The 21,118-nt window shown below is 40.1% G+C and carries 15 protein-coding genes, 5 pseudogenes and 2 riboswitches; of the genes and pseudogenes, 14 read left to right on the top strand and 6 right to left on the bottom strand.

The features are described 5' to 3' along the window. The first annotated feature begins 67 nt into the window (after positions 1-67). The 9 genes and pseudogenes from NSTCB13_RS19155 (at position 68) to NSTCB13_RS19115 (ending at position 8,955) form a co-directional block, all read left to right on the top strand. Positions 68-2,845, top strand: a complete 2,778-nt coding sequence (locus NSTCB13_RS19155) for a peptidoglycan-binding protein (RefSeq protein ID WP_448273504.1) — start codon at positions 68-70, stop codon at positions 2,843-2,845. 121 nt (positions 2,846-2,966) lie between these two features. After that, a pseudogene (locus NSTCB13_RS19150) lies at positions 2,967-3,080 on the top strand (peptide chain release factor-like protein); the annotation flags it as partial. 121 nt (positions 3,081-3,201) lie between these two features. Then, positions 3,202-4,333: pseudogene (locus tag NSTCB13_RS19145) on the top strand (PCRF domain-containing protein). Between the two features lie 125 nt (positions 4,334-4,458). Next, positions 4,459-5,581, top strand: a protein-coding gene (prfB, locus tag NSTCB13_RS19140) for a peptide chain release factor 2 (protein WP_448273502.1) whose coding sequence is annotated in 2 segments (ribosomal slippage) — positions 4,459-4,530 and positions 4,532-5,581 — 1,122 coding nt in all. Because the reading frame shifts where the segments join, the coding sequence is not laid out codon by codon here. A gap of 265 nt (positions 5,582-5,846) precedes the next feature. Next, a complete protein-coding gene (locus NSTCB13_RS19135; RefSeq protein ID WP_094350437.1) occupies positions 5,847-6,002 on the top strand; it encodes a DUF3285 domain-containing protein in 156 nt (51 codons plus the stop codon). Between the two features lie 127 nt (positions 6,003-6,129). Then, a complete protein-coding gene (gene ybeY / locus NSTCB13_RS19130; RefSeq protein ID WP_448270248.1) occupies positions 6,130-6,657 on the top strand; it encodes an rRNA maturation RNase YbeY in 528 nt (175 codons plus the stop codon). 153 nt (positions 6,658-6,810) lie between these two features. Next, entirely contained in the window at positions 6,811-7,266 is a 456-nt protein-coding gene (locus NSTCB13_RS19125) for a diacylglycerol kinase family protein (RefSeq protein ID WP_445631243.1), read from the top strand. A 317-nt stretch (positions 7,267-7,583) separates the two neighbouring features. Beyond that, a pseudogene (locus tag NSTCB13_RS19120) lies at positions 7,584-8,184 on the top strand (anthranilate synthase component II). Between the two features lie 3 nt (positions 8,185-8,187). Further along, entirely contained in the window at positions 8,188-8,955 is a 768-nt protein-coding gene (locus NSTCB13_RS19115; RefSeq protein ID WP_448267359.1) for an MBL fold metallo-hydrolase, read from the top strand. Positions 8,956-9,053: 98 nt separating this feature from the next. On the opposite strand, the gene NSTCB13_RS19110 is transcribed toward NSTCB13_RS19115, so the two are convergent. Both NSTCB13_RS19110 and NSTCB13_RS19105 read right to left on the bottom strand, forming a co-directional pair. Continuing rightward, positions 9,054-10,295 (bottom strand): FG-GAP repeat domain-containing protein, encoded by a 1,242-nt coding sequence (locus NSTCB13_RS19110; protein ID WP_448267358.1) that lies wholly within the window; start codon positions 10,293-10,295, stop codon positions 9,054-9,056. Positions 10,296-10,693: 398 nt separating this feature from the next. Further along, on the bottom strand, positions 10,694-11,161 hold the full coding sequence (locus tag NSTCB13_RS19105; RefSeq protein ID WP_448267357.1) for an NUDIX hydrolase: 468 nt from the start codon (positions 11,159-11,161) through the stop codon (positions 10,694-10,696). A gap of 305 nt (positions 11,162-11,466) precedes the next feature. Between NSTCB13_RS19105 and NSTCB13_RS19100 the strand changes: the two are divergent. Continuing rightward, a pseudogene (locus NSTCB13_RS19100) lies at positions 11,467-12,778 on the top strand (aminopeptidase P N-terminal domain-containing protein). 168 nt (positions 12,779-12,946) lie between these two features. On the opposite strand, the gene NSTCB13_RS19095 reads toward NSTCB13_RS19100, so the two are convergent. Beyond that, positions 12,947-14,137 (bottom strand): sensor histidine kinase, encoded by a 1,191-nt coding sequence (locus tag NSTCB13_RS19095; protein ID WP_448273501.1) that lies wholly within the window; start codon positions 14,135-14,137, stop codon positions 12,947-12,949. Positions 14,138-14,553: 416 nt separating this feature from the next. Continuing rightward, positions 14,554-14,790: riboswitch (cyclic di-AMP (ydaO/yuaA leader) on the top strand. Between the two features lie 101 nt (positions 14,791-14,891). Here NSTCB13_RS19095 and ntrB point away from each other — a divergent pair. The 4 genes from ntrB to NSTCB13_RS19075 all read left to right on the top strand — a co-directional run bounded on the left by ntrB (position 14,892) and on the right by NSTCB13_RS19075 (position 19,273). Next, complete coding sequence (gene ntrB, locus NSTCB13_RS19090; RefSeq protein ID WP_448273499.1) at positions 14,892-15,743, top strand: nitrate ABC transporter permease; 852 nt, start codon at positions 14,892-14,894, stop codon at positions 15,741-15,743. A gap of 87 nt (positions 15,744-15,830) precedes the next feature. Further along, positions 15,831-17,273: an ABC transporter substrate-binding protein gene (locus NSTCB13_RS19085; RefSeq protein ID WP_445631250.1), complete on the top strand. Its 1,443-nt coding sequence runs from the start codon at positions 15,831-15,833 to the stop codon at positions 17,271-17,273. 50 nt (positions 17,274-17,323) lie between these two features. Beyond that, on the top strand, positions 17,324-18,160 hold the full coding sequence (locus NSTCB13_RS19080; RefSeq protein ID WP_448274189.1) for an ABC transporter ATP-binding protein: 837 nt from the start codon (positions 17,324-17,326) through the stop codon (positions 18,158-18,160). A 16-nt stretch (positions 18,161-18,176) separates the two neighbouring features. After that, positions 18,177-18,393, top strand: a riboswitch (cyclic di-AMP (ydaO/yuaA leader). A 259-nt stretch (positions 18,394-18,652) separates the two neighbouring features. Then, positions 18,653-19,273: a universal stress protein gene (locus tag NSTCB13_RS19075; RefSeq protein ID WP_445632083.1), complete on the top strand. Its 621-nt coding sequence runs from the start codon at positions 18,653-18,655 to the stop codon at positions 19,271-19,273. A gap of 465 nt (positions 19,274-19,738) precedes the next feature. Here NSTCB13_RS19075 and NSTCB13_RS19070 read toward each other — a convergent pair. The 3 genes and pseudogenes from NSTCB13_RS19070 to NSTCB13_RS19060 form a co-directional block, all read right to left on the bottom strand. Further along, positions 19,739-19,952 (bottom strand): annotated as a pseudogene (locus NSTCB13_RS19070) (high light inducible protein). A gap of 41 nt (positions 19,953-19,993) precedes the next feature. Next, entirely contained in the window at positions 19,994-20,206 is a 213-nt protein-coding gene (locus NSTCB13_RS19065; RefSeq protein ID WP_445631252.1) for a high light inducible protein, read from the bottom strand. 41 nt (positions 20,207-20,247) lie between these two features. Then, positions 20,248-20,451, bottom strand: coding sequence for a high light inducible protein (locus tag NSTCB13_RS19060; protein WP_448273498.1), 204 nt, complete (start codon positions 20,449-20,451; stop codon positions 20,248-20,250). Between the last annotated feature and the right edge of the window lie 667 nt (positions 20,452-21,118).

Raw genomic sequence — 21,118 nt, 5'->3', positions numbered from 1 at the left:
TTTTTTTGCATAAAAAGAACTAGGACGATAGATAACCATAACAGCAGAAATCTGAGAGGAAATCACCGTGGATAAAAAAGCAACAGGCTGGATACCAGACTACCCCGATTTTAGAGACTACGGCATAGACGAAATCAATCAGAAGTTAATTGTGAATGTTCAAAATATACAGATAAGTAATGATAATGATTTACAAACTAATCTAGAAGAATTATTTAAACTATTCTTAGATTCAATAAAAAATGAATTAAAGGAACCTTCCACAAAAACACTTGTTCCCAAGCTGAAAAACTTTGAGAAAAAAATAAGTAAAGGTTTAAAATTAGTCAACGCCAAGGCTATTAAAGAACAAATATTTTTAGCTCCTGGTTGTGCAGGTCAAGAAGTCTACAATCTTCAACAGAAGTTACTGAAATTTAGTAAACATCAGGATAAATTTGGAGCTGTGTGGCAAGAGAATATTGCTCAGTTTCAAGAAGCTGTTTCAGAATCAGAATATATGGAATATGGTTACTTTGGTAAAAATACAGAGAAGGCAGTAAAACTACTCAAGATGATTTTTGGACTCTCAAGTGTCTCAGATAAGAGTGTTGATAGTGTTGTCTCAAATGACAGTACTGACAGTGTTGTAGATCAAGTAACACTCTATACTTTAAACCAAACTTTGGAAATACTAGAAAGTCTAGAAGCAGAAAAAACTTCTCAATATGAAGGCACGGAAAAAACAATTAAAAAGTTGGGAATGTTTGATCCAGAAATTAAAGCCATTCAAATCAAACTGAATAAACTGGGTTATCTGAAAAATTTAGGAGAAAATAACGGGGCAATAATAGGATTCTTTGATTATCTCACACAGGATGCGGTTCAAGAATTCCAAACACAATATCATTGGCATGATGCTTCAAACTTTGATGGTATTTATGGAATAGTTTGCGAACATACAAGCAAAGCTTTAAATGATCTATTTCAGAGATATAATGCACAACAGCAAAAATCTGACGGTGACGATCGAGTTAAAAAACTACAAAAGCTTTTACGTGAGTTAGGAGAATTTGATGGACAAGTAACAGGGTATTTTGGATTACAGACACAGACAGCAGTCAAATCATTTCAGGCTAAATATGGACTAGCAGTAGATGGTCTAGATAATTGGAAAAAAACCTTAGAAGTATTATGTGAGCTAGTTGCGCTCAAAAAACAACAGCGGCGAGAAGTTTTACCTGTATCCTTAGCAATACCCATAAACCTTTATGAAATCATTTTAAGAGTTTTTGAAGTTTCTGAATTTCAAGCTGAAGATTTTGTTAATGAAAAAGGATTGCAACCAACTACAGAGACTAATGCTGAAAAAGAATTACAACCAGCTACAAAGACTAATAAGTCTGATATTGCTGAACACAAAAATGCATTGAAGCGATCAATTGATATGATAGTTAAATTGGTTGCTCAACTAATTTCTCCTTTAGCTCAACATAGAAATCTTGAAAAAGCAGTAAGAGAGGTATTAAATAAGCTAGATCAATGGTTTGATAAATCAGAATACGTTAACGTTCTTCGTAAAGAAAATAATTCACAAGAGAATCAGCAATTAATTAATGATGCTGTCAAAAATGAAGCTTTTCAGCAAAAGTTATGGAAAAAATCTAGTATTTTTTCTCAAGCAGGACAGGAAAGAAACTTATTTAAAGAATGGGATTTAAATCCAGTATCTTCATATATAGCTTTTTCAGCAATTTTAAATTTCCAAAGCTCCCTGAAAAATATCTGTCAAATAATTTCTGCTGAATCAAATAATGATAAAAATGAAAATGAGAGATTAGCTACTTCTTTAAAAAAGTCTTTAGAGAAGATAGATGAGATATTTCAGTCCATCAAAAATTTAGAAGTAAATATCAGAAATTTAGAAGTTAGTCTTAATTATAATCCTCAACTTCAGGAAGAAAATTATTTAAAAAATCAACAAAAAAATCTGAAAACAGTCATCCAAATACTTCCAGAACTCCAAGATGAACTAAAATATTTGGATAAAAACCCAGAATTTCAAAGTGATTTACTACTTCCGGTAGAAGGTAATTTACAGGAATCTATCAGAGAAAAACAAGAAGATGGCAAGAAGGTAACTGTATATTTATTAATGCCAGAATTTGTAGATTTAAGCTTTTGGTGTTCTCCAATTGAAGACCAAGGCTCATTGGATTCATGTACGGCACATGCTGGTGTTGCTTTAATGGAATACTTTGAGAAAAGAAGTTTTGATAGGTATGTCGATGCTTCTCGGCTTTTCCTTTATAAAGCGACACGTAATCTCATGCATCGTCAAGGTGATGTAGGAGCATCTCTTCGGCAAACTATGCAGGCAATGGCGTTATTTGGCGTACCCCCAGAAGAGTACTGGCCTTATATAGAAGATAAGTTTGATGAGGAACCAACCCCTTTTTGCTACTCTTTTGGTCAAAGTTATCAAGCGCTGAAATATTTCCGCCTAAATCCTCCAGGCACTACAGAATATATACTATTATTGCGAATTAAAGCAGCTTTAGCCGCTGGTTTTCCCTGCGCGTTTGGGTTTACTATGTATTATTCCATTGAGGATTTAAACCCAAGTGGTTATATTCCATATCCAGTTAAAAACGATAAGGTAAAAGGAGGTCACGCTGTTGTTGCAGTTGGCTACGATGACCATAAGATAATAGAGAATGCTGATGCTAGTAGACGGTCACAAGGAGCATTGCTAATTAGAAACTCTTGGGGAACCGATTGGGGTGAAGGGGGCTATGGTTGGCTTCCTTATGATTACGTATTGGAAGGGTTGACAAATGATTGGTGGGTCGCTGCTCAAGTCTAAGTGGTTTGAGACAGGACACTTTGGATTAGCAGCAAACAATTTGGGGGGAGGATCTACAGATGACAAACCGCTACACAACCCTAAGCCGCCTAAAAACCCACATTCCGCAACAGAAACATAGGTAAAGATGGTTCACATTCCTGCTGGAATTAGTGTATTTTGTAATCAAGAGCGCAGTCAGATGCGAAACAAAGAGAAAGCCTTGACTATTCTTAAGAGTAAATTGTTTGCGATGCCTACGGCTGGCTACGCCTACGCACTAGCCCAAGGTGTCTGTTAAATTTTCAGCAACTACGGTTTTTTATCGTTTTAATAGTATAATACGTAGACAAGTTCAGCCTAAAGTGAGTAAAACTATGCTAGAACTCTCAAATATCAAAATCGAAGTAGAAAGGTTGTCTAATATCTTGACCAAAGCTGAAGGCTGTCTTTGACCTGCAAGAACTCAGTGCAAGAATCGAGGACTTGAATCAATTAATTGCTCAACTTACTTTTTGGAATAATTCTGTCACTTTCTATCAAAAACTTCAAGAAATTGAATTCCTCAACGCTAAAAAGAAACAATATCAGCGATCGCACTTCATTCTAGAAGATATCAAGGCTGCACTAGAATTACTAGAATTATCTGCTGATGAGGAATTGTTGCAAGAGGCACAAAGCAACCTTACCCAACTTCAACAAGAACTTGAAACAGTAGAAATAGAACAATTTCTGTCCGATCCCTGCGACCAAAAGGGGGCATTCTTGGCAATTACGGCTGAGGTTGGAAGTATAGATGCTCAAGACTGGGCAGCTATGTTATTACAGCTATATCATCGTTGGGCAGTAAATCATAATCATAAAGTATATCTAGTGCAAGAGTCAGCAGGTGATTTAGGAGGGTTCAAACATGCCACCCTAGAAATTACAGGGCGTTATGCTTACGGCTGACTAAAATCGTAACAAGGAACTCATGCAAGAATAGAGCGAATTTCTCCTGTTCATGGCAATGGCAAACGGCATACTTGCCTAGCCAGCGTAGAAGTCAGCCCGATTTTAGATGAGTCTGTTGATTTTGAGATTCCAGAAAAGCATTTAGAAATTACTTTGCCCCGGCATCAGGGGAATGTTAACCGCCCAGAAACATGGGCACAGGTGTTTCATATTCCTACCGGGATTAGTGTATTTTCTAATAATGAGCGCAGTCAGATGCAAAACAAAGAGAAAGCCTTAGCTATTCTCAAGAGTAAACTGTTTGCTATCGCACTATCCCAAGGTGTCCAGATTGACAAAATTCAACCTCGGCTAATAAAGTCTCTATCCAGCAAGCTCATCCGTGAATATATCTTGCATCCTTACACCAAGGTGAAAGATTTACGTACCAATGTAGAAACACTTGCTGCGGCAGAGGTATTAGACGGGAAAATTGATTTGTTTATCAAAGCCTATCTGCAACAGCTAAATCACGCTACTTCAGTGAGTAAAGAAGCGCTTGATAATTTCAAGTAACTTTTGTAACTTATACAAGTAGTGCAGAAAAAATTTACCCAACTACAGCTAAAATCAAGAAACACAAGTAGAATAAAGAGCAATTTCTTAATCCAAAGCGCTCTATCTATCATTCAGCAAGCACTATGGAAGTTTTAGAACTCAAACGCGAAATCGAAACGTTGTCTAACCGCCTGGGTAAAACCCAGGACTATCTTTGACGTACCTGCACTGACAGCTAAAATTCAAGACCTCGAAAAAATATCTGCACAGCCAGAATTTTGGGATAACCAAACCCAAGCCCAGCAAACGCTACAAGAACTCAACGATCTGAAAGCCCATCTTCAGCAATACGATCGCTGGTACGCCAATCTCGAAGATACTAAGGCAGTTGTTGAATTGTTGGAGTTAGAAACTGATGAGGCACTACTCCAAGAAGCCGAATCTACCATCACCAAACTCAATCGTGACCTAGATCAATGGGAGTTACAACAGTTACTTTCTGGTCATTATGATGCGGAAGGTGCTGTACTGACGATTACTGCTGGTGCTGGTGGCACAGATGCTCAAGACTGGGCATTTATGCTAATGCGGATGTACACCCGTTGGGGCGAAGCTCACGGCTATAAGGTAACTTTAGCTGAAGAGTCGGAGGGTGATGAAGCCGGAATAAAATCGGCAACCCTAGAAATTACCGGTCGCTATGCTTATGGTTATTTGCGATCGGAAATGGGTACACATCGTTTAGTGCGAATTTCACCTTTTAATGCTAACGGCAAGCGCCAAACCAGTTTTGCCGGGGTGGAAGTGATGCCACAGATTGACAACTCTGTGCAATTGGATATTCCAGACAAAGATTTGGAAATCACCACAACTCGCTCTGGTGGTAAAGGTGGGCAAAATGTCAACAAAGTAGAAACTGCGGTGCGGATTGTTCACCTACCCACGGGTATAGCCGTGCGCTGTACAGAAGAGCGATCGCAGCTGCAAAATAAAGAAAAAGCCTTAAATCGCCTCAAAGCAAAGCTGTTGGTCATAGCCAAAGAGCAACGCGCCCAAGAAATTGCTGAAATTCGTGGCGATATGGTAGAAGCCTCTTGGGGAAACCAAATCCGTAACTATGTGTTTCACCCTTACCAAATGGTGAAAGATTTACGTACAAATACGGAAACGACAGCGATTGGCGATGTGATGAATGGCGAACTTGATACATTCATCCAAGCTTATCTGCGCCAAGAAAATAAACTAGTAGAAAATACTTCGGCATAGAGGCGCTCATTGCATAACATCCAATACGGTTCGGTTAAAGGGGAAAGGGTAAAGGGGAAAGGGGAATAAAAAACCTTTAACCGCAAACCCATTTCCCTTTTCCCCAAACCCTATTTTGAGTTCAAAATGCTTATCCAACCGTATTGGCATAACATCCCGATTACTAAGGCGTTTCATACAGAAACGCCTTAGCAATATATGGGCGATCGCAATTCTATCCCAGACCAACTGTTACAGTTATAAAAGAGTCTGTAGGCAAATAATTATGAGCAACTCACCTTCAACAGAACCTCAACCTAGCTACGTCAAACTCGCCATGCGAAACATGGTGCGCAAGGGTGGAACTTCCCTAAAGCATTTTGGATTGACTGCTGTAGGGCTTTTAGCTCTGCTTGTTGGTCTTGCTTACCTCACTCACTAAGCATTACGCAACTGGTGAGGATTTTTATTAGTCATTAGTCATTTATATTTCAAAGAACAGATGACCAATTGACTTAGGACAGTTTTAACAACAAATCGTAAACCTCAGACAAGGAGACTGTGTGCCCCTGAGAGTTGAACTATATGTGGAGGAGTATTTTTATGAGTTGTCCCCGACAACATCTGTAAAAATTGACGAGACTGATGCCCGAATTACCCCTGAAACTTGGGAAAACTGGTTTAATCACTGGTTGGAAATACTTCACCCTCAGATTCCACCAGCGCCAAGTTATGAAATTGGGCTGCGTTTGACAGATGACTTGCAAATTCAAGAACTGAATGCTCAATATCGTCAGCAAAATAAGCCGACAGACGTTTTAGCCTTTGCTGCTTTGGAGGTGAATTTTCCTCAAAGCAAAGAAATGCTTGCCTCTGTCCCATTATACTTAGGTGATATTATTGTGTCTGTAGATACAGCACAACGCCAAGCTCAACAACAGGAACATAGCTTATCAACTGAGCTAGCTTGGTTAGCTGCTCACGGTTTATTGCATCTGTTGGGCTGGGATCATCCTGATGAAAAAAGTTTGGAGCGAATGTTAAAACAGCAAGTGGGATTGCTGAATGCAATAGGTATTGCTATTGACATTGAATAGCAGTAATTGAAGTATCTCTTAATGTTAATTTTGGGTAATACTTTTATAATACTTCTGTGGAAAATTGCTTAAAGATTGCCTCAAAGTTAATTCTGCCATTAAGATCGGCGAATATTCCCACTGTAGCAACTCTGTTCTTGTGTTTTTAAGTCTATGTCCCAAAAAATTTCTCCATCACCAACGCCTACCTCGTTACAAACACTGGTGTCTAACGAACGGGAATTCTCCTGGAAAGTAGCCTCTAATTTATTTATTAGTTTTAAATATGCTTGGGCTGGAATCAGCTATAGTTTTCAAACTCAACGTAATTTTCGCATCCACGTAAGTGTTTGTGCAATGGCGATCGCTTTAAGCGTTTTTTTGCATCTGCAAGCGGTGGAAATAGCGGTAATTGGTATAACTAGTGGTTTAGTTTTAGCATTAGAGTTACTAAATACAGCACTTGAGTCTGTTGTGGACTTAACCGTTAAGCAGACATACCATGATTTGGCAAAAATTGCTAAAGATTGTGCGGCTGGTGCAGTACTTGTCTCTGCTTTCGTAGCGATGCTAGTAGCAGGTACGCTATTGCTCCCTCCTCTAGTAAGGTTAATTATATCGGCTTTGTAGACGTAATTTAGGCATCGCTAAGTGACTCATTAAGAGAATCACACTCTGTCCGAATTCCCTTTGCAGAATATATTCAAAATTTAAATCGTGCGATGTCTACAATGGTCACTGAAGCTCACTCGAAGTGCGGTCTACGCCAACGCGCCAAGCATCCTGGCTAAAGGATTTGGATAATCTTTAGAAAGTAGCCGTAGAGTAGCCGCTTTATACTTACACGTCTACGTCAGCATTATTTTTACACCTAATGAACAAATAGCATGAGATACTTATCTATGCTTTTTACAACTGATGAGTGGTAAAACCAGGAGTGATAAGCTTTGATTATAGTTATCGACAATTACGATAGTTTTACATATAATTTAGTGCAGTACTTGGGAGAATTAGCATCAGAGTTCCCAGTGGCAGATGACATTAAAGTTTTTCGTAACGACAAGATATCCATAGACGAAATTCAGGCATTAAAACCAGAAGCTGTAGTTATTTCTCCTGGGCCTGGGTCGCCCGGAAGATGCCGGCATTTCTTTAGAATTGATTGAACAGCTAGGACAAGAATTACCAATTTTGGGTGTCTGTTTGGGACATCAAGGCATTGGTCAAGTATTCGGTGGTAAAATAATTCCTGCTCCAGAGTTGATGCATGGCAAAACCTCTCAGGTGTCTCACACTGGAGTGGGGGTTTTCCGGGGATTAGAAAATCCTCTGACCGCCACCAGGTATCATAGTTTGGTAATCGAACGTGAGACTTGCCCAGATGTGTTAGAAATCACCGCTTGGGTTGAAGATAACACCATTATGGGAGTGCGACACCGGAACTATCCTCACATTCAGGGCGTCCAGTTTCACCCAGAGAGTGTCCTGACATCTTCAGGAAAACAGTTATTGCGAAATTTTCTGGAACAGTTACACTCAAGAGCATAATTAATGAAACGACGACAGTTGATGGGCTATGCTGGGGCGGGGTTGGTAACAGCTTTAGTTACTACCTTGGGTTCTGAATCTCAAGCTGACGCACAATCTAGCGGTTTATCAGTTCAGTGGTTGGGTCATACTTGCTTTCTTTTTACTGGTGGTGGTGCGAAAGTTCTCGTCAATCCATTTCGGTCAATCGGTTGCACAGCTGGGTATCGTCCCCCAAAAGTTGCAGCAGATTTGGTTCTGATTAGCAGCCAACTGTTAGATGAAGGTGCTGTGGATGTATTACCGGGAAATGCAAAACTCATCTACGAACCAGGAGTTTATGAGTTTAAAGGCATTAAATTCCAAGGAATTGCCATAGACCACGATCGCAAAGGTGGTAAGCAGTTTGGCTCAAATACTGCTTGGAGTTGGAAGCAAGGCGGAATTAATATCCTACACTTAGGCGGGGCTGCTGCACCCATTTCTATTGAGCAAAAAATCCTGATGGGGCGTCCCGATGTGGCATTTATTCCAGTGGGAGGCAGTGCAAAAGCCTACAATGCTGAAGAAGCAAAGCAGGCTGTTCAAGTATTAAATCCCAAGTTAGTGATTCCGACTCATTACCGGACACAGGCTGCTGATGCTGCTAAATGCGATCTTTCACCACTAGATAATTTTCTGACCTTGATGCAAGGTATGAAAGTGCGGCGTAGCAATGGAGATAGTATTTCTATTAGCCCTAAAGATTTGCCGGAGAATAGCGAGATTCAAGTTTTAAGTTACAAATTTTGAATAAAGGGAACTGGGAAAAAAGCAGGGGAAGCAGGGATAAAATCATGACTCCTGCCTCCATCTCCTGAATTCAGAATTCAGAATTCTGAATTCTGATTTTAGAACGTATACCACTCTCCGGTCAGCTTATCTGCGTCGCTGATGGGATTATCAACTGCTGTCGTTTCATTTATAGTCCAAATGGTGTCTGTACCTGCTGTCTGATCGCGCCAGTAGATATCAGTCTTGCCATCGCCGTTGAAATCGCCAAGTGATGGTGTCAAGGCTGCGTTATTAGCTGGTAAGAAAGCTTCAGTTGCAACTGTTGTGCCATCCATCAACCAAGCAGTATTCTCACCTGTGGTTCCATTGTGCCAGAAGATATCAGTCTTGCCATCACCGTTGAAATCGCCAATTTTGGAAGTCCAGGCTGGGTCAAGTGTCTTTAAAGCACCTTCTGTGACTAAAATGCCATTCATCGTCCAAACCTTGTTCTCACCAGTTTGAGCGTTTCTCCACAGAATGTCTGTCTTAAAGTCACCATTGAAATCACCAAGGCTAGGAGTCCAGGCGGCATCTTGTGATTGTAGAGCAAAGTCAGTCTTTTGCGTACCATCCATAAACCAAGCGACGTTATCGCCAGTTGTCTGATTGCGCCAGAAGATGTCACTCTTACCATTGCCGTCGAAATCAACAATGGTAGGAGTATACGCTGCGTCTGTAGTGTCTAAAACAGTTGCATTCAGAACTGTAGTGCCATCCATCTCCCAAATAGCATTCTCGCCAGTTGTGGTATTATGCCAGAAGATATCGGTTTTGCGATCGCCATTGAAATCGCCAATCTGAGGAGTCCAAGCTGGATCGACGCTACTTAAAGCAGCCGCACTACCAACTTTGGTGCCATCCATCAGGACAACGCTATTCTCACCGGTTGTCTTATTGCGTAATAAGAAGTCGGTTTTGCCATCACCATTGAAGTCAGCAATTTTGTAATCATAGGCGGATAGGTCAAATTGACCCAAAGAACCCTGTTCGATAACTTTTGTGCCATCCATCAACCGAATGATAATCTCACCTGTTGAAGAATTGACCCAAACTTTGTCTGTTTTACCATCACCGTTAAAGTCAGGAGTAATCGCCGCACTAGTTAAGTAAGGATTAGGATTGGGATTTGCTGATGTTTTAACAGGCACAGTTATCGGTTGACTTTCTAGTGCTAGCGAAGAACTCTTATTTCCAAACCCTAAATCATAATTTAAACTCTTCAGAGAAGTTGTCAAGATTTCTGATTTTGCAAAAGACTCTGATGCTAATCGAGATGTATTCAAAGCTAAGGGTGAGGAATTTTGATTTACAGGCATGGTGAATTTTTATTATTGGCTGTCATATTTTTTTAACTTTTTTTGCCAATCTCTTTCTGTAACGAAATAACATTTACCTGGTTTTCAAACTTTTTTTATAACTATTTTTTATTTATTAATGTCACTCTTTGAAGATAAATCTTTGTTTGTTTTAAACTATTATTCTAAAATTTTCAAGTTCTATATAAGCATTTGCAAAATATATTTTGTAATTAATATATGATTATTTATATATAAAAATGATTGTTTTATCTACTTTCTTTGACATTTGAAGGTTGTATAAAAAATCTATCTACGAATTTGATCTATAATTAGATAGGCTTAATTAAGATAGAAGCGATCGCTACATTATTCCTAACATATTTTGTATAATCTTAATTTGTTTCATTGACACTTTCTTAAGTAATAACTGAATCCTGACTAGTTTTTATTTTGTGAACAAGCTTAGATAAAAAATAACCTTGACCACCGGCTAGTCTTAAATCTGAGCTATCTAATTTAACCCAAGAAAAATCAAAGGCTATAGGGTTTTTGCTCGTACTTGGATGTATTTCCCAATGCCGCCAAGTAGATGGTGTAGGCTGAATTAATTCGAGATGATAAACATAACGTTCTTGAATTTCATTACGATAGGGAGTCATATTGTATTGATAAATACCTAATAACTCAATAATGCGAACTCCCTTAATACCAGATTCTTCATAAATTTCCCGCAGTACAGCTTCAGATGGCTCTTCACTTTCTTCAACTGTACCAGCAGGTACTTGCACACCAGCTTCAGGAAAGTCAGTATGTGTAAACACCATTAATTCATCTTTGTTGGTTACGTAAGCGATCGCTTTTTTTATTAAGGGTTGAGTAGACATATTTTTTACTGTGTGTTGCTAAATTTATAAAATACCAAAGTTTGTATAAAATCAACGTTTAAAACTTATTTAACTTCATAAATATCCTAAAATCTTCGATAACAACAAGATACCCGACTTCTTTTAGAAGTCGGGTATCTGAGTCTTTCGAGATAATTGATTATTCTCCACTGATTTATCAGTTGAGTGGAAACAAATATTGGTTAGAATAACTTAGATTAGCAGCTATTAAGAGGCATCATCTGTGCATTTGTTAGTCGCTAAAAGTGTCAAATACTACAATACTTTTTAAAAGTACATCAACTATGCAAGCAGAATATCGGCAGCGTCGCGAGCAATTAATGGCAAAAATTGGTGATGGAACAGCCATTTTTTGCAGTGCGCCAATGGCAGTGATGCACAACGATGTCGAGTATGTTTATCGCCAAGAAAGTGATTTTTTTTACTTGACTGGTTTCAATGAACCACAAGCAGTAGCAGTGTTAGCGCCGCATCATGCAGAACATCGGTTTGTGCTGTTTGTCCAACCGAAGGATCGCGAAAAAGAAGTATGGACTGGTTATCTTTGTGGGGTAGATGCAGCCAAGGAAATTTATGGTGCTGATGAAGCGTATCCCATTAAAGAATTAGATGAAAAGTTACCGCAGTATTTAGAAAAAGCCAGCCGGATTTACTATCACTTAGGACGCGATCGCAATTTTAACGATCAAATCCTGAAACATTATCAAAGTTTACTGCGGACTTATCCGAAGCGCGGTACTGGGCCGATCGCTATTGAAGATACTGGCCCTGTTCTCAACAGCATGAGATTGCTCAAAAGCGAAGCTGAGTTGGAATTGATGCGTCAAGCAGCTGCGATCGCCACCGAAGCACACAATTACGCCCAAGAAATCGCCGCGCCGGGACGTTATGAGTACGAAATCCAAGCGGAGATGGAACGCATCTTTCGAGTCCCGGGGTGGAATGGGACCTGCTTATCCTTCGATTGTGGCATCTGGTGTCAATGCTTGCGTACTCCATTACATTGAAAATAATCGTCAAATGCAGGATGGAGAATTACTGCTAATTGATGCCGGTTGTGCTTACGGTTATTACAACTCGGATATTACCCGGACATTTCCGGTTGGAGGTAAGTTTACGCCAGAACAAAAGACATTGTATGAGATTGTTTTGGAGGCGCAAAAACAAGCGATCGCTCAAGTCCAACCAGGTAATCCTTTCAAGTTAGTTCACGATACAGCAGTGCGCGTTCTCACAGAAGGTTTAGTCGAACTTGGCATCCTCAAAGGTGAAATTGATAAGTTAATTGAAGAAGAGAAATATAAACCATATTATATGCATCGCACCAGTCATTGGTTAGGTTTGGATGTTCATGATGTCGGTGTTTATCAGCATGGTGAAGACAAACCACAGATTTTACAACCAGGTCAAATTTTGACAGTGGAACCAGGATTATATATTGTGCCAGATACCAAACTAGCAGAAGACCAGCCACAGACCGATCCTCAATGGGTTGGGATTGGCATTCGGATTGAAGATGATGTGTTAGTTACACCTGGAGGACATGAGGTGTTAACTGCGGGGGTTCCCAAAGAAATAGATGAAATAGAAAAATAAAAAATGGAGATGATGCCAACCATCTGTAAGATACGTTTGTAAAGCACCGACGATTGTAAATCGCTGTTAATACGGACAAAACCCACAGAGGTGGATTTGAAATCCTTAATTTAGTATTAGTCCACGTAGGTGGACTTTGCTTTGTGTAGCCGCGACTTCCAGTCGCTTTTAAAGCTCCACTTCTAAAGGAAAAATCGCGGTGAAAGTAGAGCCAACGCCTACCTGGGAGGCTAGGTTAATTTGACCTTGCAATAGTTTTACTAAACGTGAGACGATCGCTAATCCCAATCCTGTACTATCAGGAAGATAGGGGCGATCGCTAGAACTGACGCGAAAGTAGGGTTCAAATATCTGGGCTTGGTTTTCGGGTGCAATGCCAATTCCAGTGTCAGAAACTGCGATCGCCCATCTCTGCTTCTCCAACACCTGACACATGATGATAATAGTCCCCGACTCTGTATAACGAATCGCATTACTAAGAAGATTTGTAACAATTTGTTGCAACTGAAAAGAATCTGTGATTAATTTTTCAGGGATGCGATCGCAATCGACTACAATTTGTAAATTTTTTCCCGCAGCTAAAGGTTCCAACATTTGACAGATATTATCGATTAATTCCCGCACATCGGTAGGCGCTAATTGGATTTTTATCTGTCCTGCCTCATAACGCGAAAGTTCTAGTACATCATTGATTAAATGGAGTAACTGTCTACCATTGCGTAGTACCCGCTCAATATGTTCTAAATTAGTATAGTTGTCTTTTATATCAGCCTTTCGTCGTTGTTGGCGTAAAAACAGATCCGAATAACCAATAATAGAAGTTAGAGGATGTTTTAATTCGTGGGCTAGTTGAGAAAGATACTCTTGATTGGCGCTAATTAACCGCGTGAGTTCCTCATTATGGAGCGTTAGTGATACTTGCAACTGCTGTAATTCCCGCAAGCGTTCTTCAACATAACTCTTGAAACATCGAGCGATCGCTTCGTCTAGGATAGCGTCAATCAAACGCATAGAACGAATTATCTCTACAGGTGTTCCCTCTAATAAATCTGCTTGTAGAGTATCAAGTATTATTGTTCGCAGCAGATGATATTCTCTAGCGATTTCTGCTGGATCAAAGCCTTGTTCGGCACGAATAGCTCCATGCTGAAAACTGGCAGTAACTATTGACTGAATATCATTATCCTGAAATTTTGAAAGCACTGTCACCATAGCTTTCAAAACATCAGGGACGTGATCCTTTACCGCTGTATAAGATAGATCGTCAGCACTTTCAATCCGTCTATCCTTGCGAACCGCTAAAATCCATTTATCGACGATGCTATCCGTTTTCTCAGCCAGTACTTGACTAAAATCCATTATGTTAAATTCAGCTAAAAGATAGATGAGTAAACTTCCATATCCAATTAGTTTAGCGAGTGCAGTGGATTTTTACCAAATTTAACAATTTAGTTCACCTATCAAAAGGAATAGATTATATATGTTATTTTATTTGCTAATTAAGTAGCCGTATATAAAATTTTATCAGTATCTTTTGTTTTCTATTAAAAAATATTAATTAAGCACGTAATATTCTTGATACTGGACTTGAATATATTGTTTAGCTGGCTGTGCAAGGAGTTCACTCACAACCAAACTAGAAACTTGAGTATTATTTAATACTGATAACTAATTATTAATGCTTAATTTAAGTATTAAAATAAACAATATTTTTCATAAGATAGATGGCTTTTACTGAGGATCGATGTTATATTGTGCATAATTTAGTATCCATTAGAGTAAGTCAGCCTAATTCGGCGTGTCACAGTGCATAACGCTGGAGCGGAGGAACCAAATTGTGGGGCGTATCTCATAGAAAGTGAGGAGTTGGAAGTAAGGAGTTAGAAGTTAGTTTACTAAATACTTAAATTTGTAACTCATAACTTATAACTCATAACTCATAACTTTCTTGTGAAGGGCATCTCTCAGCCCTAGCCCGTCAGCTAACTTCGTAGGCATTGAGAGGAGACTGAAGAGACGGCATTATTTATGATGTTCCGATCTCATCGGTGTCCCCCAAGGCTGGTACTGCTCGGATTTTTTGTACCTGCACTTAAATCTGTTGAGGTCGTAAATGATATTTCAACTAAATTTGGCTGCGATCGCCGCGATCGCTGGACAAGCTGCTTGGAAAAAAACAAAACCTGTTATTGTTAGGGATGTTTTCTTTCTACCTATATTGGGTTTCTTGGGAATAATTGTGTTGTGGTGGATTGTTGCACTTGCCAACCATGAATTGATGCCCACCCCACCAGAAGCTTTAATCGCTAATCTCGACTACATTTTAAATCCCTTCTATGAGCGAGGCCCAGGCAACTTAGGAATTGGTTGGTTGTTAATAGCAAGTCTGCGCCGGGTATTAATAGGCTTTTTGTTGGGTGCGGTAGTAGCGATTCCTCTGGGGTTTCTAATTGGCATGTCCAAATCGGCAATGCTAGCGCTCAATCCGATCGTGCAAATTTTTAAACCTGTATCGCCCCTAGCTTGGCTACCCATCGCCTTAGCAATTTTCAATTTAGCAGATCCTTCAGCCATTTTTGTCATCTTTATTACCTCTTTATGGCCAACAATTATTAATACCGCCTTAGGAGTTTCTAGCGTTCCCCAAGATTATTTAGATGTAGCACGAGTCATCGAAATGCCCCGTTGGCGACGGATTACAAAAATAATTTGGCCTGCAAGCTTGCCGTATATTTTTACAGGTTTACGAATTAGTTTAGGGATAGCTTGGTTAGTAATTGTTGCCGTAGAAATGCTTACAGGCGGTATTGGTATCGGCTTCTTTGTTTGGGATGAATGGAGTCGCTTAAACTTAAGCTCAGTCTTTTTAGCTGTGTTCATAATTGGCTTAACTGGATTAATTCTGGATTATGCCGTGGGCAAAATCCAAGGATTAGTAACCCATCGTCCTAAAACTTCCAACTAACAAAATTAGCCTGCTATCAAAACAGCAAGATTTAACGAGACTCTGCGCCTGAAGCGTGAGCAATTAATCACCAATGGAGCTACAAGAATGGGTGATATTAACTGGACTCGACGAGATTTTATCAAGGGAATAGGAGCAACAACGGCGGGAATGACGCTGTCTTCCTGTGGCATTTCAGGAGATAGATCGGCCAAAGGATTGACCGAAGAAGCCTTAGCTGTGCAACCAGTAGTTAAAAGCAGCGACCTAGAAAAACCCGATCTTACAGTTGGTTACGTTCCCGTTAATGATTGTGCGCCATTTGCGATCGCCTGGAAAAAAGGCTTCTTCCGCAAATATGGTTTGAACGTTACACTCAACCGCGAAGCCAGTTGGGCCACCTCCCGCGACGGTGTAATTTTTGGTCGCCTGGATGCTTCGCCCGTGGTATCTGGTGCCGTCACCAACGCCAGAATTGGTGCTGAAGGCGCACGCCACGCTCCCTTGTGTGCAGCCATGACCATCCATCGCCACGGTAATGCCATGACAATGGACAAAGCCATGTGGGATTTTGGGCTGCGTCCGTGGTACGAATACCAAGAACAATATGGTGATGGCGCGCTAGAAGCCTTTGGGCGCGATTTTCGAGGCTACTTTGACAAGCAACCGCCAGAAGGAAAAGTTTGGGCAGTAGTGCTGAGTTCGGCTATTTATGAATACTTTGTCCGCTACCTATCCGCTGCTGCTGGTGTCGATCCGCTTAAGGAGTTTCGGATCATCATCGTTCCGCCACCCCAAATGGTAACAAACGTGCGGATTGGTGCCATGCAAGCTTACATGGTTGCAGAACCTTGGAATACACGAGCAATAACAGGTAACGAAAACATCGGCTTTACCTTTGCACAAGGTAAAGAAGTCTGGTTGGGACACCCAGATCGTTTGTTGGGCGTGATGGAATCTTTCATTGACAAATATCCCAAAACCTATCGTTCTCTAGTCAAGGCAATGATTGAAGCTTGCCAATATTGCAGCAAAGTAGAAAACCGTCAAGAAGTAGCCGAACTGCTTACAGAACGTTCCTTTACAGGTGCAAGACCCAAAAAGAAAGATGCCCCTATCGCAAAATTTACAAGTCCGGGAATTCTCGGCAACTATAACTATGGCGGCTTTGACGGCAAAGACCGCACCATCGAAGCCGCTGACACCACGATTTTCTTCGATATTCCTGACAACCTTCCAAAACAGCCAGGAGAACACTCCACATTCTTATGGAGATCGAGAAGTATCTGGTTGATGACACAAGCAGCGCGGTGGGGACAAATCAAGCAATTCCCCAAAAATGCCGAGAAACTAGCAGAACTTGGCTGGAGAGCAGATTTATATCGGGAGATAGCATCGGAAATGGGCATCCAATGTCCCAAGGATGATTACAAGGTCGAACCACCAGAGGTATTTATAGATAAGAAAGGCTTCGACCCCAGCGATCCGGTGGGTTATCTGAATAGTTTTGCCATCAGGGCTAACGCTCCCACTCGTTTTTTCATGTCTTAATTCCCAAGTTCAAATATTGATTGACTAAATTATTTCCGGAGCCTTTGATGATGGAATATACCTCATTACCTATTAATACCCAGACCGAAGTTATACCCCGCGCTGGATTTTTAGAAATTGAAAATTTAGTCAAGTCTTATCCGACACCTGATAAAGATAACTTTGTCGTTTTAGATAAAGTCAATTTAACGATTGATGAAGATGAATTTATTTCTGTAATTGGTCACTCAGGTTGTGGGAAATCAACTCTCATAAAGATAGTAGCTGGTTTAGAAAAAGCAACTTCCGGTTCAGTCAGGCTAGATGGAAAAGAAATTCGTGAGCCAGGAGCCGAAAGGATGATGGTATTTCAGAACTATTCGCTGTTACCTTGGTTAACAGTGCGAGAAAATGTCCGTTTAGCCGTAGATGAAGTGCTAAAAAATGCTAATCGTGCCGAGAAAATTAGCATTGTAAATGAACACTTGGCAATGGTAAACTTGACGGCGGCGGCTGACAAATATCCTGATGAAATTTCTGGAGGTATGAAACAAAGAGTAGGTATTGCCAGAGCCTTAGCGATTCGTCCCAAAATGTTGCTGATGGATGAACCTTTTGGGGCACTAGATGCACTAACTCGTGGGAAATTACAGCGGCAGGTATTGGATATTTGGGAAAATAATCGTCAAGCAGTGATGATGATTACCCACGATGTAGAGGAAGCAATTTATATGTCCGATCGCATCGTTTTGATGACCAATGGGCCAGCTGCTAATATCGGGGAGATTTTAGAAGTTCCTTTTGAGCATCCACGCGATCGCGCCGCTATGCGAAACTCAAAAGAGTATTTTGAACTCCGCAACCACGCCTTAAATTTCCTCGATCGATATTTTGCCCAAGACGAGTAAATTAGATTATCATTTTTTTAGCGGGTAGCCTAATTCAAATCCATGAAAGCTGCATTTGGAACGGAGGAACCATATTGTGTGTGGGGCGTATCTCATAGAAAATGAGGAGTTAAGAGTCAGAAGTTAATAATTATTAATATTAACTCAGCACTCAGCACTCAGCACTCTTAAGAGAGAGACACCTTCCAGTCTTAGCCCGTCAGCTAACTCCGTAGGCAATGGAAGGAACCCCCAAGACCTTGGCTGTAATACAGTTATTATTGGGGTTTCCTTGACTAATTTAAGATTTGAAATTTTGGTTATCGTCACTCAATCTAAAATCCTTCGATGGTTCCTGAGCGAAGTCGTACCCCTCTGGGGAAGCAAGGCTACGCGTAGCGTCCCGCAGGGAAGGACTGAGCCTAGCCGAAATTCAAAATATAAAATTGGTCGCCCTGCTTCTCATTGCTAATTCATTTCATTAGGAGAAGTAAAGCTGTGCAAATTAAGCCAATGTTAGCACGTCTGCAAAGTGCCACAGGCCGAGATGACTTAATTGAACAAATGGTACTGTTGCCACAACCAAACAAACCTTTTTCTAAAAAACCTCAAAAGGCGAAAGCAATTAATCTAATTGTTGCTTATGATGCATCTCCCAACAGTCATACGGCATTAGATATTGCCTTTTGGATTGCCCATCAAACACGTTTGGCCACCAATACAGAAGTTACAGTTCAAGCCGTTTATGTAGTGGAAAATAATCAAAGCAATCAGTATCCAAATATCTTGAGTTTTCCCCAACAACAATCTTCATTAGAATGTGAAGTTAGTGAAGTATCAAAGTCTGTCACACAGGTATTGACTCAACCTAAATTACAGACAGCGATCGCTCCTCTACAACAAGCAGATATAATTCTCTGGCAAGCCCGGAGTTTGGCTGAAGAATGGCAGGGTTCTTTCAAATCTCATTTGCGGTTTGGCTGCATTTCTACAGAACTTAGCAAAGTTGTTGAATCAGAAGCGGCTGATATTCTGTTTCTAGGTTGTAACTCTGTCAATCATCCAATGATTGAAGCTCTAGGTTCTAATTTTCCCTGTGCTGTTTTGGGTATTCCCAGTAGTATTGATGAATAATCACTCTTTAAAATTTCAGTAATTTTTGTCAAATTTTGATCGTAGAAAAGTCACCTAGTTGTAAGTGACTTTTTTGCTACTCAATAAATAAACTTCCATAAGTAGTATGTGGAAAACTGGCAAGCATTTATAGAAGCCAATGCAATACTGCTAAGGCTAAAAAATAAAAACCTGTAGGTTGGGTTGAAGAACAAAACCCAACCTACGAATTAACAATCTTGGTAAATTTGCCAAATTGGTGCAATCTTGTACCGTCTCTGAATGGGAAGCGCTATAAGCACTTAAGTGCTTACTACAAACATATCTTAACCTGTGATAATGTTTGTGGCAGACGACTAGCAGTCTGGCAACCCAAAAATGCTGGGTGAGTGCTGGGGAAAGGGAAAAGGGTAAAGGGTAAGGGATTTAAACCCTTTCCTCCTTCCCCCTTCCCCTTTACCCCGCTTGCGTTCGCTTGGCGAACTACTAGTAGCTAATCAGATGTAAAACGTCGCGCAGGACACTATAACCAGCCAAATCCCAAAGCAAATAGGCTAGAAAGCCAATTGCTGCCAAACGACCCATTCCAAATTTCTGCTTGAGGAGTCCAACCAAACAAAAATGCATTCCGGTCTATGCCGTTGTATTCCGGTGCTACAACTGGTAAATCAGTAGAAGGACGAGTTTCTTGAGTTGCCATTTTTTTCTCCAATATCTAATAGGTTTTTAGGTGTTTAGTTTCTAGTAGCCAATCAGATGTAAAACGTCACGCAAGACGCTATAACCAGCTAAATCCCAAAGCAAATAGGCAACAAAGCCAATAGCCGCCAAGCGACCATTCCAAATTTCTGCTTGAGGAGTCCAACCAAACAAAAATGCATTCCGGTCTATGCCGTTGTATTCCGGTGCAACAACTGGTAAATCAGTAGAAGGACGAGTTTCTTGAGTTGCCATTTTTTTCTCCAAAATCTAATAGGTTTTTAGGTGTTTAGTTTCTAGTAGCCAATCAGATGTAAAACGTCACGCAAGACGCTATAACCAGCTAAATCCCAAAGCAAATAGGCAACAAAGCCAATAGCCGCCAAGCGACCATTCCAAATTTCGGCTTGAGGAGTCCAACCAAACAAAAATGCATTCCGGTCTATGCCGTTGTATTCCGGTGCTACAGCTGGTAAATCAGTAGAGGAACGAGTTTTCATTGTTTTTTCCTTCCTAATCAAGTTGGTTTTTATTCTTTAAATGCTCTCGTAACCAATCAAGTGCAAAACTCTATAGCTAACTAAATCCCAAATTAAATAGGCAAGAAAGCCAATCATTGCAAAACGACTGTTTAAAATTTAGGCTTGAGGAGTCTAATCAAACAGAAAATGATTGCGATCGCAACTATTATATTCTGTTGATATTATTGGCAAATCTTTAAAAAAAGGAGTTGCCATTTCCTTGCCTCAACAATTCGTTTGTTAACTTTAATGTAGCTATTAATAACTAGAATGCTTTCTGTCTATAGGCATAAAAGACAAGCACTTCTGTTGACCGATGCTCAAACGTATTATTATAAATAAATCCACCTAGAGAGGGTGATAAAAACAGATATTTAAATAAATCTAAACTCTTTAAAAGTAAACTATTTTGAAAATAGAGTTACTCACTATCAGTTAAACAATTAAAATTAAAATTAGCAGTAAAGTAAGTAAAATTGCTTGCCATTTAATTATGTTTTTTATCAAGAGATAGCAAAAGTTATATCTTCCGCTGGATGAGGGTTTCAGCCTTTGGAGAGATGCTTTCAAGAGGTAAATTCTACGATTGTGATCTAAAGAATTAGGTATTGCCATAAGTACAAACATAATAAATACTAAGAGTTGC

It is taken from the genome of Nostoc sp. DSM 114160 (genome assembly GCF_053470305.1).
The sequence above is the reverse complement of the archived record's forward strand: the minus strand, read 5'-3'. Positions and strand labels throughout refer to the sequence as shown.

Bases quoted from the DNA above. Each gene is read 5' to 3' on its own strand.
- NSTCB13_RS19075 (WP_445632083.1), top strand. From the start codon at position 18,653: ATGTTAGCACGTCTGCAAAGTGCCACAGGCCGAGATGACTTAATTGAA.
- NSTCB13_RS19085 (WP_445631250.1), top strand. From the start codon at position 15,831: ATGGGTGATATTAACTGGACTCGACGAGATTTTATCAAGGGAATAGGA.
- NSTCB13_RS19105 (WP_448267357.1), bottom strand. From the start codon at position 11,161: ATGTCTACTCAACCCTTAATAAAAAAAGCGATCGCTTACGTAACCAAC.
- NSTCB13_RS19080 (WP_448274189.1), top strand. From the start codon at position 17,324: ATGGAATATACCTCATTACCTATTAATACCCAGACCGAAGTTATACCC.
- NSTCB13_RS19065 (WP_445631252.1), bottom strand. From the start codon at position 20,206: ATGGCAACTCAAGAAACTCGTCCTTCTACTGATTTACCAGTTGTTGCA.
- NSTCB13_RS19110 (WP_448267358.1), bottom strand. From the start codon at position 10,295: ATGCCTGTAAATCAAAATTCCTCACCCTTAGCTTTGAATACATCTCGA.
- NSTCB13_RS19095 (WP_448273501.1), bottom strand. From the start codon at position 14,137: ATGGATTTTAGTCAAGTACTGGCTGAGAAAACGGATAGCATCGTCGAT.
- NSTCB13_RS19135 (WP_094350437.1), top strand. From the start codon at position 5,847: ATGAGCAACTCACCTTCAACAGAACCTCAACCTAGCTACGTCAAACTC.
- ntrB (WP_448273499.1), top strand. From the start codon at position 14,892: ATGATATTTCAACTAAATTTGGCTGCGATCGCCGCGATCGCTGGACAA.
- NSTCB13_RS19125 (WP_445631243.1), top strand. From the start codon at position 6,811: ATGTCCCAAAAAATTTCTCCATCACCAACGCCTACCTCGTTACAAACA.
- NSTCB13_RS19115 (WP_448267359.1), top strand. From the start codon at position 8,188: ATGAAACGACGACAGTTGATGGGCTATGCTGGGGCGGGGTTGGTAACA.
- NSTCB13_RS19060 (WP_448273498.1), bottom strand. From the start codon at position 20,451: ATGAAAACTCGTTCCTCTACTGATTTACCAGCTGTAGCACCGGAATAC.